We start from the raw sequence: 13,745 nt of genomic DNA on the forward strand, positions 1-13,745 counted from the left end.
TAGAAGGGAAGAGGTCATGCTTCGAATTCGCAAACTGGTTCTGGCCATGGCAGCAGCCTCGGCGCTGTCGTCGGGCATGGCCAATGCCCTCGGGTTGGGTGAGCTGACCCTCAAGTCGGCGCAGAACCAGCCGCTGGACGCCGAGATCGAACTGCTCGACGTGCGTGACCTCACCACTGCCGAAGTGGCGCCGAGCCTGGCACCGCCGGAAGAATTCGCCAAGGCTGGGGTGCCTTACCCTTCCTATCTCGAAGACCTGACCTTCACGCCGGTGATCAACCCAAACGGTAAGAGTGTGTTGCGGGTGACTTCCAGCCAGCCGCTGCCGGCACCGGTGGTGAAATTCCTGGTCCAGGTGATGTGGCCCCAAGGTCGCCTGCTGCGTGACTACAACATGCTGCTCGATCAGCCCAAGGCTCAGGGCGAGGCGGCTTCTGCCGCTGGTATCGCGCCGGCGGTCAGTGGCGCGGGTCGCTACACCACCAAGCGGCGCGATACGCTTTGGCAGATTGCCGCGCGTAACACCCAGGGCGGCTCGGTCCAGCAGACCATGTTGGCTATCCAGGCCTTGAATCCGGATGCTTTCATCGGCAACAACATCAACCAGCTCAAGGTCGGGCAGGTGCTGCGCCTGCCTGACCAGCAGCAAATCCAGAACATCCCACAGGGCGAGGCCATTCGCGAAGTTGCCGAGCAGTACGCTGCCTGGCGTGAAGGTCGACGCCTGGGCCCGCGGGCCCGTCAGCTGGACGCGACCCGCCGAGGCGCTGCCGAGGCCGCACCGGCGCGCATCGCCCAAGGTGACAATCTGCGCCTGGTCAGCCCGGATGCCAAGGGCGCTGCGGGCGATGCCAAGGCGCTCAGCGACAAGCTGGCCGTGGCTCAGGAGAGCCTCGACACCAGCCGACGTGACAACGAAGAACTCAAAAGCCGCATGGCAGACCTGCAGAGCCAGTTGGACAAGCTGCAGCGTCTGATCCAGCTCAAGAACGATCAACTGGCCCGCCTCGAAGCCCAGGGTGCTGCAGCGCAGCCCCCTGCTGCAGCGGCCTTGCCAGGCGAGCCAGCTCCTGCGCAGCCTGCGGTCAGTGCCCAGCTGACGCCGGCCGAGCCCGTGGTCGAACCGGCGCCGGCAGCGGTGGACACGGCGCCTGTGGTCAAGGAAACCCCTTATCAAGGCGTGCTCGACGAGCTGCTTGGCAACCCGCTGTTGCTAGGGTTGCTGGCCGGTTCGACTTTCCTGGTGTTGCTGTTGTTGCTGCTGCTTCTGGCGCGCAAGCGCAAGGCTCAACAGGAAGCCGAGAAACACCTGCGCATGGCGCGGGCTCTGGCTGAGGAAAATGAGCGCGGCCCTGACCTGAACATGCCGCCGGGCAGCTTCGATGACCTGGAGGTGTCGGCACCTAGCGTGACGCTGTCTCCCGCCGTTGTCGCAGCCTCCGCAGCGGCTGCCGTTGCCGCGGAGAAACCGGCTGCACCGGCACCGGAGCCCGCCCCTGCAATTTCGCCTGCGCCAGTGACCGATCCATTGGCCGGCCTGCTGGTCGAGGTCGACCAGAGCTTGGCGCAAGGCCGTCTGAACCACGCCGCTGACTTGCTCGAGCCGGCGCTGGCCGCTCACCCCGAGCGCGGCGACCTGCGTCTTAAGCTGATGGAGGTCTATGCCCGTCAGGGCGATCAGAACGCGTTCGCCAACGAGGAGCGCCAACTGGCGCCGACCGAGCAGAACAAGGCCGAAGTCGAGTCGCTCAAAGAGCGTTTCCCGGCGATGGTTGCAGTGGCCGCTGCAGGCCTTGGTGCCGCAGCCCTGGCTGCCGAAATGGACGCGCAGTACGTTCAGGACCTGCTGCAGGAAAGCACGGATGATGTCGCTGAAGGCAAACCTGCGCCAGAGCCCGAGCCAGAAGCCGTTACCCAGGTCGAGGCGGAGCCACAGCCGGAGACTGAGCAGGACGCGATCATCGAGGCGCCAGCTATCGATGAAAGCGATCTGGACAGCGCCTTCGATCTCAGCTTGGATGATGACCTTCCTGAGGATGCGGCGCTTGAGCTGCCGCAAGAGCCCGTGGTCGCCGAAGAACCCGTTCTGGACAGTGCCGAACCTGTCGCACCCCAGACCGATGCCGACGAAGATTTCGAAGCCTTGCTCGAGCAGGCCCAGGTCCAGACCGAACCACAAAGCCTGGACGATCTGGCCGACTTCGATCTGGACATTGGCGAGGCGCAGTCGCCGGAGCCTGCTCCAGTGGAGACCGAAGAGGCACCGGTGGATGTGGCGGCTGAGTTGGCGGCCTTCGACGAGATTCCAGAGTTCGATCCAATCTCCGAACTGGAACTGCCGGAAGACTTCGACCTGTCCCTGTCGCTGGACGATGAGTCGCCTGCGGCCAAGAGCTTTGCCTCGGAGCTCGACGACGTCAACGCCGAGCTGGACAAGCTTTCCCAGAGCCTTGAGTCGCCTTCGCTCGAGCCGCATTTCACCGCCGAAGATGCCGCCCAGGAGCTTGATCCGCTGGATGACCTGGACTTCGATTTCTTCTCCGGCGCTGACGAAGTGGCGACCAAGCTGGATCTTGCTCGCGCTTACATCGACATGGGCGACCACCAAGGCGCGCGGGACATCCTCGACGAAGTGGTCAAGGATGGTGATGACAACCAGCGCCAGGAAGCCGAGGAGATGCTTTCGCGCCTGGTGTAATACCTTCCCGAGGCCTGGCCCATTCCCACGCGCGCAGCACAGGTGGGGCGGGCCCGCCTGTCAAGATAGCGCCGCTGTAATACGGCCGGTCCCCCGATAACGGCAGCCCTTGTGGCTGCCGTTGCCGTTATAATGCCGGCCTTTCGTTCCATCCACAGGTTTCAGGTTCTTGGACATCAACGACATCGAGGCAGCCGAATCGGCAGCCGAAGGCTACTCCCGCATCGCCTTGGGCGTGGAATACAAAGGCTCGCGCTACCGTGGCTGGCAGCGTCAGGCCAGTGGCGTGCCAAGCGTCCAGCAAGCCTTGGAGCAAGCGCTGTCGACGGTGGCCAACGAGCCAATCTCAGTGATCTGTGCCGGGCGCACCGACGCCGGAGTGCATGGCTGTGGCCAGATCGTTCATTTCGATACCCGCGCGGTGCGCGATGAGCGCGCCTGGACCATGGGCACCAACTTCAATCTGCCCAATGACATCAGTGTCACCTGGGCACGGCCGATGCCTGCGAATTTCCATGCCCGGTTCAAGGCCGTGGCACGGCGCTATCGTTATGTCATCTACAACGACCCGATCCGCCCCGCGCACCTGGCCGAGGAGGTCACCTGGAACCATCGGCCGCTGGATGTCGAGCGCATGGCCGAGGCGGCGCAGTTCCTGCTGGGGACCCATGACTTCAGCGCGTTCCGGGCCAGCCAGTGCCAGGCCAAGTCGCCGATCAAGCACATCTATCACCTGCGCGTCACTCGCCACGGCAAGATGATCGTGCTGGACGTTCGCGCCACGGCGTTCCTCCATCACATGGTGCGTAACATCGCCGGTGTGCTGATGACCATCGGTGCGGGCGAGCGCCCCGTGACCTGGGCGCGCGAGGTGCTCGAAGGACGCAATCGTCGCGAGGGCGGGGTAACGGCCCACCCCTACGGCCTGTATCTGGTCCAGGTGGAATACCCCGAGGTCTTCGCCTTGCCGCAACGTTACATCGGTCCACACTTTCTCACCGGGTACGAAGCATTGGCAGACTGACGGGCGAAACGTCATTTGCTACCATCCGGCCTTTAACCGCCCACTCAAGGTCCGCCGTCCATGAGCAACGTTCGCAGCAAGATCTGCGGGATTACCCGCATCGAGGACGCCCTGGCGGCCGCCGAAGCCGGTGCCGATGCTATCGGCTTGGTCTTTTATGCCAAGAGCCCGCGTGCGGTGGATGTGCGCCAGGCGCGTGCGATCATCGCCGAGCTGCCACCATTCGTGACTACGGTGGGCTTGTTCGTCAATGCATCGCGGTGCGAGCTCAACGAGATTCTCGAGGTGGTGCCGCTGGACCTGCTACAGTTCCACGGCGACGAAACCCCGGCCGATTGCGAGGGTTACCATCGGCCCTGGATCAAAGCGCTGCGGGTGCGCCCTGGCGATGACCTGCATGCTGCCTGCCAACACTATGCAGGGGCTCGAGGTATTCTCCTGGACACCTACGTGCCGGGCGTGCCGGGCGGCACTGGCGAGGCCTTCGACTGGTCGCTGGTACCTGCTTCGCTGAGCAAGCCGATCATCTTGGCCGGTGGCCTGTCCGCGGATAACGTCGGTCAGGCCATCGCCCAGGTGCGCCCCTACGCCGTGGATGTCAGCGGCGGGGTTGAGCAGGCCAAGGGCATCAAGGACGCGGCGAAGATCGAAGCCTTCATGCGTGCGGTGAAACAGGCGTGACGATGGATGTGACGGCTGCCCGCGCGGCATCGTCCATAGCTTTCGCAGCCCGGTGCTGCCAAGCCTGTTCCTCGGACAGGTGGTGCGGATCGCCGGCATGACAGATTGACGATGGCCCGACCGCCAGGTCGGCTCCGCTTCAATGCGGGCCCCGGACCGGGTCATCATCGTTTCATTGAAGAACATGAGCTCAAGGGCAGGGCATGGCCGGCCAGACCGGCCCCCGCCCACCGATACTGGAGAAAGAAAGCATGAGCAACTGGTTAGTCGACAAACTGATCCCTTCGATCATGCGTTCCGAGGTGAAGAAGAGCTCGGTGCCTGAGGGCCTGTGGCACAAGTGCCCGGCATGCGAGTCCGTGCTGTATCGTCCGGAGCTGGAAAAGACCCTGGATGTCTGCCCCAAGTGCAACCACCACATGCGCATCGGCGCCCGTGCTCGTATCGACATCTTCCTCGACCCCGAGGGGCGTGCCGAGCTGGGGGCTGACCTCGAGCCTGTGGATCGCCTTAAATTCCGTGACGGCAAGAAGTACAAGGATCGCCTGACGGCAGCCCAGAAGCAGACTGGCGAGAAGGACGCGCTGATTTCCATGAGCGGCACCCTGATGGGCATGCCGATCGTGGTCAGCGCCTTCGAGTTCTCCTTCATGGGGGGCTCCATGGGCGCCATCGTGGGCGAGCGCTTCGTACGTGCCGCCAACTACGCCTTGGAAAACCGCTGCCCGATGGTCTGCTTCTCCGCTTCGGGCGGCGCGCGCATGCAAGAGGCCCTGATTTCGCTGATGCAGATGGCCAAGACTTCGGCTGTGCTGGCCCGCCTGCGGGAAGAAGGCATTCCGTTCATCTCGGTACTGACCGACCCGGTCTACGGCGGTGTTTCCGCAAGCCTGGCGATGCTCGGCGACGTCATCGTCGGTGAGCCGAAGGCGCTGATCGGCTTCGCCGGTCCTCGCGTGATCGAGCAGACCGTCCGCGAGAAGCTGCCGGAAGGCTTCCAGCGCAGCGAATTCCTGCTCGAGCACGGTGCCATCGATCTGATCATCTCCCGTGGCGAGCTGCGTCCGCGTCTTGCCCGCCTGCTGGCCCAGATGACCGGCCAGGCGACTCCGGCGCAAGCCCTTGAGGCGGCTGCCGTCGCGTGATGAGCACTCGCACTCTGGGTGACTGGCTCGCCTACCTCGAGCAGTTGCACCCATCGGCCATCGACATGGGGCTGGAGCGTTCGCAGCAGGTGGCGGCGCGGCTCGGGTTAGGCAAGCTGGCGCCCCGGGTGGTGACGGTTACCGGTACCAACGGCAAAGGCTCGACCTGCGCATTCGTGGCATCACTGCTCCGGGCGCAGGGGCTTAAAGTCGGCGTGTACAGCTCGCCTCACTTGTTGCGTTACAACGAGCGGGTGCGCATCGACGGAGCCGACGCCAGCGATGAACGCCTGTGCGAGGCGTTCGCTGCCGTGGAGGCAGCCCGTGGCGAGATCTCCCTGACCTACTTCGAGATGGGTACGCTGGCGGCGTTCTGGCTGTTCCAGCAGTCCGCGCTGGATGCCGTGGTGCTCGAGGTCGGCCTGGGTGGCCGTCTGGATGCGGTCAACCTGATCGACGCGGACCTGGCGTTGGTCACCAGCATCGGCGTGGATCACGCCGATTACCTGGGCAATACCCGCGAATCCGTTGCCTTCGAAAAGGCGGGTATCTTCCGTCAGGGCAAGCCGGCCCTGTGTGGCGATCTGAACCCGCCACAGCCTTTGCTGGACAAGGCGCGTGAACTTGCTTGCCCGTTCCTGCTGCGGGGTCGCGATTTCGATCTTGCAACCACTGACCAGCACTGGCAGTGGCGTGGCAGCCGGCTCGACGGCAGCAGCGTGGAACTGCATGACCTGCCTTTGCTTGACCTGCCGATGGAGAATGCCGCCCTGGCGCTGCAGGCCTACTTGCTGATGGGCTTGCCTTTCGAGGCTGGGCAGATACGCCAGGCGCTGCTCGATACCCAGGTTACCGGTCGTCTGGACCGCCGCACGGTGCAGTGGCAAGGCCGGCGTCTGGAGCTGTTGCTGGATGTGGGGCACAACCCCCATGCTGCCGAATACCTGGCTGCCCGTTTGGCCGCGCGCCCGATCAAGGGGCGTCGCCTGGCGGTGTTCGGCCTGCTCGCCGACAAGGATCTGGAGGGCGTGATCGCGCCGCTCAAGGGCGTTGTCGATGAATGGGCGGTGGCACCGCTGCAAACGCCACGCAGTCGTCCGGCCGCGGAGCTGGTAGCAGCCTTGACGAACGTCGGTGCAGCGGTGAAGTCTTATGCCAGCATCGATGCGGCCCTTGAGGGGCAATGCGCGCAGGCGACGGCGGACGATCAGATCCTGCTGTTCGGTTCGTTTTTCTGTGTTGGCCAAGCCCTGGAATGGCTAGAGCGGCAAGCTCCGGAGGAGTAGATGGCAGTGCTGGATAAAGGGATCAAGCAGCGCATGGTGGGTGCGTTGGTGCTGGTGGCGCTGGCGGTGATTTTCCTGCCGATGCTGTTCACCCGCGAAGACGAGATGCGTCAAGTGCGTGTCGAGGCGCCTGAGGCGCCTGCCATGCCGAGCTTGCCGCAGGTGCAGGTCGAGCCTGTGCAGGTACCGGAGCCCCAGCCATTGCCCGACGTGTCGGAGCCGGTGCCGGAGCAGCCACCTGTGGTGGTCAACGAATCCAGTGCGCCGATGACCACGCCGAGCCAGCCGATCACGCCATCACCGACCCAGGCCGCCCAGGCACCAGCTCCCAAGCCTGCACCAACGCCCACGCCGAAGGCCGAGACGCGTCCGGCCGCCACGCCTGCACCTGCAGCGACAGCCAGCACTACCAAGCCAGCCGCGCCCTCCAAGGTCGATGTCAATGGTCTGCCGGTGAGCTGGTCGATCCAGTTGGCCAGTCTTTCCAATCGCGCTGGCGCCGACAATCTGCAAAAAACCCTGCGCAGCCAGGGCTACAACGCCTATATCCGTGCTGCCGACGGCATGAATCGTGTCTATGTCGGGCCACTGATCGAGCGGGCCGAGGCTGAGCGCCTGCGGGATGTGATCAATCGCCAGCACAACCTCAAGGGCTTTGTGGTGCGCTTCCAGCCAGAGCGCAACTGATCCAGAATGCCTGCGCAGCCTGTCCCGGCTGCGCAGGCTTGCACCCGGACCTGCGTCGCCAGAGGCAAAGTCGCCCTAATGGGCTGACATTCCGCTTACCCCAAACCCGCCGCTCTGGTAAAATGCGCCGCCTCAAACGTCGGCAGGCAACACCGTGGCATTTACCTGGGTCGATTGGGCGATCATCGCGATCATCGCCATTTCCTCACTGATCAGTCTCAAGCGCGGCTTCGTCAAGGAAGCCTTGTCCCTGCTCATCTGGATCATTGCCGGTGCGGTCGCCTGGATGTTCGGCGGCTCCCTTTCGCAGTATCTTGAAAGCTATATCCAGACGCCATCGGCACGCATCATTGCCGGCTGCGCCATTCTTTTCGTCGCCACCTTGCTGGTGGGGGCCATGATCAACTTCCTTATCGGCGAGCTTATTCGCGTGACCGGGCTGTCCGGCACCGATCGTTTCCTCGGCATGGCCTTCGGAGCTGCGCGCGGGGCCTTGCTGGTGGTGGTGGCCATTGGGCTGTTGAGCCTGGGGCCGGTACAACAGGATCCGTGGTGGCAGGAGTCGCGCCTGATACCACAGTTTCTATTGGTCGCTGACTGGTCCAAGAACCTGATTCTGGGATTCACCGGTCAATGGATGTCCAGTGGGATCAGCGCACCGGCTGATCTTCCGTTCAAGGAACAGTTGCTCGGGCCTACCAGGCCTTGAGCGCTTTTCAATCAAGTTTCATCAAAGTAGGGGTTGCGTCGCATGTGTGGCATCGTCGGTATCGTCGGTAAGTCGAACGTCAATCAGGCGCTGTATGACGCGCTAACCGTGCTCCAGCACCGCGGCCAGGACGCTGCCGGTATCGTGACCAGCCACGACGGCCGGTTGTTCCTGCGCAAGGATAACGGCCTGGTACGTGATGTCTTCCAGCAGCGCCACATGCAGCGCCTGGTCGGTCACATGGGCATTGGCCATGTCCGCTACCCGACCGCGGGCAGCTCCACCTCGGCCGAGGCTCAGCCGTTCTATGTCAACTCGCCCTATGGCATCACCCTGGCGCACAACGGCAACCTGACCAACGTCGAGCAACTGGCCAAGGAGATCTACGAATCGGATCTGCGCCACGTCAACACCAACTCCGACTCGGAAGTGCTGCTCAACGTGTTCGCCCATGAGCTGGCCGTGCGCGGCAAGCTGCAGCCGACCGAGGAAGACGTGTTCGCCGCGGTCTCCCACGTGCACAGCCGCTGTGTCGGCGGCTACGCTGTGGTGGCGATGGTTACCGGCTATGGCATCGTCGGCTTCCGTGACCCCAACGGTATCCGTCCGGTCGTGTTCGGTCAGCGTCATACCGACGAGGGCGTCGAGTACATGATTGCCTCCGAAAGCGTTGCCCTGGATGTGCTCGGTTTCACCCTGATCCGTGACCTGGCGCCGGGCGAAGCGGTGTACATCACCGAGGAAGGCCAGCTGTTCACCAAGCAGTGCGCCAACAACCCTAAACTTCAGCCGTGCATCTTCGAACATGTTTACCTGGCCCGCCCGGACTCGATCATGGACGGCGTCTCGGTGTACAAGGCGCGCCTGCGCATGGGTGAGAAGTTGGCCGAGAAGATCCAGCGTGAGCGCCCCGATCACGACATCGACGTGGTCATCCCGATCCCGGACACCAGCCGTACCGCTGCCCTGGAGCTGGCCAACCACCTGGGTGTGAAGTTCCGCGAAGGCTTCGTCAAGAACCGTTATATCGGCCGGACCTTCATCATGCCCGGCCAGGCCGCACGCAAGAAATCGGTGCGCCAGAAGCTCAATGCCATCGAGCTGGAATTCCGCGGCAAGAACGTGATGCTGGTGGACGACTCCATCGTGCGCGGCACCACCTGCAAGCAGATCATCCAGATGGCCCGCGAAGCCGGTGCCAAGAATGTCTACTTCTGCTCCGCGGCCCCCGCGGTGCGCTATCCCAACGTCTACGGCATCGACATGCCGAGCGCTCACGAACTGATCGCCCACAACCGTACCACCGAACAGGTGGCCGAGTTGATCGGCGCCGACTGGCTGGTCTACCAGGACCTGCCTGACCTGATCGAATCGGTCGGTGGCGGCAAGATCAAGATCGAGCACTTCGATTGCGCGGTGTTCAATGGTGAATACGTCACTGGCGACATCGACGAAGCCTACCTTGAGCGTATCGAGCAGCAGCGCAACGATTTGGCCAAGGCGAAGAATCAGGCTGTCAGCGCGATCATCGACCTCTACAACAACTGATTTGGGAGCGACGGCATGACCGATCAATGGGATGCCGGTCGACTGGACAGTGACCTCGAGGGTGTCGGTTTCGACACCCTGGCGGTGCGCGCCGGTCAGAACCGTACACCGGAAGCCGAGCACAGCGAAGCGCTGTTCCTGACCTCCAGTTATGTCTTCCGCACGGCCGCCGATGCGGCTGCGCGCTTTGCTGGCGAAACACCCGGCAACGTCTATTCGCGTTACACCAACCCGTCAGTACGCGCTTTCGAGGAACGTCTGGCGGCCATGGAAGGCGCCGAGCAGGCCGTGGGGACCTCCACTGGCATGGCCGCGATCCTGGCCGTGGTGATGTCCCTGTGCAGCGCTGGTGATCATGTGCTGGTGTCGCAGAGCGTGTTCGGCTCGACCATCAGCCTGTTCGAGAAGTACTTCAAGCGTTTCGGCGTGCAGGTGGACTACGTGCCGTTGGTCGACCTCAGCGGGTGGGAAAAGGCCATCAAGGCCAACACCAAGCTGCTGATCGTCGAGTCACCGTCCAACCCGCTGGCCGAACTGGTCGATATCGCCGCACTGGCCGAAATCGCCCACGCCCGCGGCGCGATGCTGGTCGTGGATAACTGCTTCAGTACCCCGGCATTGCAGCAGCCACTCAAGCTCGGTGCCGATATCGTCTTCCACTCCGCGACCAAGTTCATCGACGGCCAGGGCCGTTGCATGGGTGGCGTGGTGGCTGGGCGCAGCGAGCAGATGAAAGAAGTGGTGGGCTTCCTGAGGACCGCCGGCCCGACGCTCAGCCCGTTCAACGCCTGGATCTTCACCAAAGGTCTGGAAACGCTAAAGCTGCGTATGCGCGCCCACTGCGAAAGTGCCCAAGCGTTGGCAGAGTGGCTGGAGAAGCAGGAGGGTGTGGAGAAGGTTCATTACGCCGGACTACCTAGCCATCCGCAACACGAACTGGCTAAGCGCCAGATGAGTGGTTTCGGCGCGGTGGTCAGTTTCGAGGTCAAGGGGGGCAAAGAGGGCGCGTGGCGCTTCATCGATGCGACCCGCGTGATTTCCATCACCACCAACCTGGGTGACAGCAAAACCACCATCGCTCACCCTGCTACCACCTCCCATGGGCGTCTGACGCCGCAGGAGCGTGAAGCCGCAGGCATCCGCGACAGCCTGATCCGCGTCGCTGTCGGCCTGGAAGACGTGGCTGACCTGCAAGCCGATCTGGCCCGCGGTCTGGCGGCGCTGTGATCGACTGGAAGGGCGGTGAGCCGGGCCACAATGGTCGGGTCGCCTTGGTCACCGGTGCCGCTCGTGGCATCGGACTGGGCATCGCCGCTTGGCTGATCTGCGAAGGTTGGCAGGTGGTGCTCAGCGACCTGGACCGCGTGCGGGGTTCCAAAGTGGCCAAGGCCCTGGGCGACAATGCCTGGTTCGTGTCTATGGATGTCGCCGACGAGGCCCAGGTCAGCGCTGGCGTCTCTGAGGTGCTGGCGCAGTTCGGCCGTCTGGATGCCTTGGTCTGCAATGCGGCTATCGCCAATCCACACAACCAGACCCTGGAGAGCCTGTCGTTGTCCCAGTGGAACAGGGTGCTGGCGGTCAACCTCAACGGGCCGATGCTGCTGGCCAAGCATTGTGCGCCCTACCTGCGCGCCCATGGCGGGGCCATTGTCAACCTGACATCGACCCGGGCCCGGCAGTCAGAGCCGGACACCGAGGCCTATGCGGCGAGCAAGGGTGGCCTGTTGGCGTTGACCCATGCACTGGCCATGAGCCTTGGGCCGGAGATTCGCGTCAATGCGGTCAGCCCTGGCTGGATCGACGCCCGGGACCCTTCCCAGCGCCGTGCCGAACCGCTGACCGAGGCTGATCATGCCCAGCATCCTGCGGGCAGGGTAGGGACGGTGGAGGATGTCGCGGCGTTGGTGGCCTGGCTGTTGTCACGCCAGGCAGGGTTCGTCACCGGCCAGGAGTTCGTGGTCGATGGCGGGATGAGCCGCAAAATGATCTACACCTGAGCTGCAGGCTTTTAGCCACAAGCTGCAAGAGGGGACCGTGAGGTCCCTTCGTCATTTGTAGGACAGGACTACTTGCTACAGCGGCAGGCGTTTCCTTGTCGCTTGCCACTCGCAGCTTGTAGCTTTTTCGGCCTTTTTGAAAAAAATCCAATGGGGCTATTGACTTAGCTTCGGTACCTGCGTAAATTTCGCGGCCTCAGCGAAGCAAACGCACCAAGCAACACTGCGAGGGTGATTAGCTCAGCCGGGAGAGCATCTGCCTTACAAGCAGAGGGTCGGCGGTTCGATCCCGTCATCACCCACCACTTCCTGAGATGTTCCTGACCCAGGAGACTTCGTAAGAAGCTTCCTAATTGAGAGGAACCGGACGCAAGTCCATATGCGCAGCGGTAGTTCAGTCGGTTAGAATACCGGCCTGTCACGCCGGGGGTCGCGGGTTCGAGTCCCGTCCGCTGCGCCACTTTTTCTTCAGATGGGTGTCATCACCGGTCTGAGGTCTGAAGGCCAAGTGCACTTCAGGCCGATCCCAGTTTCAATCAGGTGAAAGCCTGAACGATACGCAGCGGTAGTTCAGTCGGTTAGAATACCGGCCTGTCACGCCGGGGGTCGCGGGTTCGAGTCCCGTCCGCTGCGCCATCTTCGCTTCGAGGTCCCATGAACACCTTGAAGCAACAATCAAAGCGATCAGCGTGTCGCTTTTTTTGTGCCTGCCTTTCGAGCCGTGATCGAAAGGGGGATCCCAGTTTCAATCAGGCGCAAGCCTGAGCGATACGCAGCGGTAGTTCAGTCGGTTAGAATACCGGCCTGTCACGCCGGGGGTCGCGGGTTCGAGTCCCGTCCGCTGCGCCATATTCGCTTCGAGGCTCCATGAACACCTCGAAGCAACACGAAAGCGACCTTAGGGTCGCTTTTTTGCTTTCTGGGCTCGCCTCACTCAAGTGGGCCTGCTTGTCGATTATATGAATTTTGCCCAGCCAAGCGTGCAACGCGGTTTCAGTGATGAGCCATGTGTTGCACAATAGGCGCAGTTTGTCCTACCCGGAATCCATGATGTCCAGAACCTCCGTCTTCGGTGCGCTCGGGCTAGCCCTTGTGCTGGCGGGCGTATCCGGTTGCTCCTCGAAGAAGCCCGCCATCTACGAGCACGAAAACTTCGACGACTCGGGCACGTTTTCGCGCAGCTTCCCGGTCAGCGAAGCTGGCTCGTGCGAGGCAGCCCGGCGCGCGCTGCTCAGTCAGGGTTACATCATCACCAGCAGCGGTGCCAACCAGATCGCGGGTAACAAGAGTTTCCAGCAGAACGCCGAGAATCACCTGCAGATCAGCTTCAACATCACCTGTGTCCCGGACAGCGGTGATGAGCAGCGCTCCACCATGTTCGCCAACGCCCTGCAGGATCGTTATGCGCTGAAGAAATCCAACACCTCTGCGAGCCTTGGCGTGGGCGTGCTGGGTTCGGTATCCATGCCTATCGGTTCGACTGACGATTCCATGGTCAAGGTGGCCAGCGAGACAGTCACTGCGCCGCAGTTCTACGAGCGCTATTTCGCCTTGGTCGAAAGTTACCTGCCAAAGCCTAAGAAAGTGAAAAAGGCCGAGCCCAAGGTCGAGACGCCCAAGTCCGAAAAGCCGGCTGCTGATCTGGGGCTGCCAGAGCAGACCTCTGCACAGCCTGTGGCCGCGCCGCTCGCGGTCAGCGCACCGGCTTCGACAGCTGAGCCCGTACCGCCCCCAGCCCCCGTGGCAGGCCCAGTTGCAGCCCCAGTTGCAGCCCCAGCACCCGCAGCCCTCGCGGCGCCTGCCAGCGAAGTTCCGGCGGCCCCCATGGTCGATGATAGCCAGGGCTCGCAGCCTGTCACCCCGCCTGCCGAACCTGCGCCGATCCAGGTGCAGCAGGAGGCTCCTGCAACCGAGGCGGCGCCTGCGCCTTTGTAAAGACGATCACCTAACTTCCCGAATGTCGGCTACGT

Annotated in this window: 10 protein-coding genes, 4 tRNA genes and 1 pseudogene; all 15 read left to right on the forward strand. The window is 63.0% G+C overall.

The window, feature by feature from the left end; all coding sequences use genetic code 11:
* The first annotated feature begins 16 nt into the window (after positions 1 to 16).
* The 15 genes and pseudogenes from BLS27_RS06800 to BLS27_RS06870 all read left to right on the forward strand — a co-directional run bounded on the left by BLS27_RS06800 (position 17) and on the right by BLS27_RS06870 (position 13,710).
* Positions 17 to 2,698 (forward strand): FimV/HubP family polar landmark protein, encoded by a 2,682-nt coding sequence (locus tag BLS27_RS06800; protein WP_090343809.1) that lies wholly within the window; start codon positions 17 to 19, stop codon positions 2,696 to 2,698.
* A gap of 169 nt (positions 2,699 to 2,867) precedes the next feature.
* Entirely contained in the window at positions 2,868 to 3,722 is an 855-nt protein-coding gene (gene truA / locus BLS27_RS06805; RefSeq protein ID WP_043206829.1) for a tRNA pseudouridine(38-40) synthase TruA, read from the forward strand.
* A gap of 60 nt (positions 3,723 to 3,782) precedes the next feature.
* Positions 3,783 to 4,403 (forward strand): phosphoribosylanthranilate isomerase, encoded by a 621-nt coding sequence (locus BLS27_RS06810; RefSeq protein ID WP_043206825.1) that lies wholly within the window; start codon positions 3,783 to 3,785, stop codon positions 4,401 to 4,403.
* 251 nt (positions 4,404 to 4,654) lie between these two features.
* Positions 4,655 to 5,548: an acetyl-CoA carboxylase, carboxyltransferase subunit beta gene (gene accD, locus BLS27_RS06815; protein WP_043206823.1), complete on the forward strand. Its 894-nt coding sequence runs from the start codon at positions 4,655 to 4,657 to the stop codon at positions 5,546 to 5,548.
* Positions 5,548 to 6,851, forward strand: a pseudogene (gene folC / locus BLS27_RS06820) (bifunctional tetrahydrofolate synthase/dihydrofolate synthase). Before accD ends, folC begins: the two are co-directional and overlap by 1 nt.
* On the forward strand, positions 6,835 to 7,521 hold the full coding sequence (locus BLS27_RS06825; protein ID WP_090343813.1) for an SPOR domain-containing protein: 687 nt from the start codon (positions 6,835 to 6,837) through the stop codon (positions 7,519 to 7,521). The pseudogene folC and the gene BLS27_RS06825 overlap by 17 nt, the downstream one beginning before the upstream one ends.
* 154 nt (positions 7,522 to 7,675) lie before the next feature.
* The gene (locus BLS27_RS06830) at positions 7,676 to 8,230 is read left to right on the forward strand and encodes a CvpA family protein (protein WP_043206819.1); all 555 of its coding nucleotides are present in this window, start codon (positions 7,676 to 7,678) and stop codon (positions 8,228 to 8,230) included.
* 42 nt (positions 8,231 to 8,272) lie between these two features.
* Positions 8,273 to 9,778: an amidophosphoribosyltransferase gene (gene purF, locus BLS27_RS06835; protein ID WP_043206817.1), complete on the forward strand. Its 1,506-nt coding sequence runs from the start codon at positions 8,273 to 8,275 to the stop codon at positions 9,776 to 9,778.
* 15 nt (positions 9,779 to 9,793) lie between these two features.
* Positions 9,794 to 11,005, forward strand: a complete 1,212-nt coding sequence (locus BLS27_RS06840; RefSeq protein WP_043206813.1) for an O-succinylhomoserine sulfhydrylase — start codon at positions 9,794 to 9,796, stop codon at positions 11,003 to 11,005.
* Positions 11,002 to 11,775: an SDR family oxidoreductase gene (locus tag BLS27_RS06845; protein ID WP_043206810.1), complete on the forward strand. Its 774-nt coding sequence runs from the start codon at positions 11,002 to 11,004 to the stop codon at positions 11,773 to 11,775. Before BLS27_RS06840 ends, BLS27_RS06845 begins: the two co-directional genes overlap by 4 nt.
* A 229-nt stretch (positions 11,776 to 12,004) precedes the next feature.
* Positions 12,005 to 12,080 (forward strand) — tRNA-Val (locus tag BLS27_RS06850).
* A gap of 78 nt (positions 12,081 to 12,158) precedes the next feature.
* A tRNA-Asp gene (locus BLS27_RS06855) sits at positions 12,159 to 12,235 on the forward strand.
* 99 nt (positions 12,236 to 12,334) lie between these two features.
* Positions 12,335 to 12,411 (forward strand) — tRNA-Asp (locus BLS27_RS06860).
* 136 nt (positions 12,412 to 12,547) lie between these two features.
* Positions 12,548 to 12,624, forward strand: a tRNA-Asp gene (locus BLS27_RS06865).
* 201 nt (positions 12,625 to 12,825) lie between these two features.
* A complete protein-coding gene (locus tag BLS27_RS06870; RefSeq protein WP_090343815.1) occupies positions 12,826 to 13,710 on the forward strand; it encodes a DUF2242 domain-containing protein in 885 nt (294 codons plus the stop codon).
* Positions 13,711 to 13,745: the final 35 nt, after the last annotated feature.

The organism is Pseudomonas guariconensis, assembly GCF_900102675.1.
GTDB lineage: Bacteria > Pseudomonadota > Gammaproteobacteria > Pseudomonadales > Pseudomonadaceae > Aquipseudomonas > Aquipseudomonas guariconensis.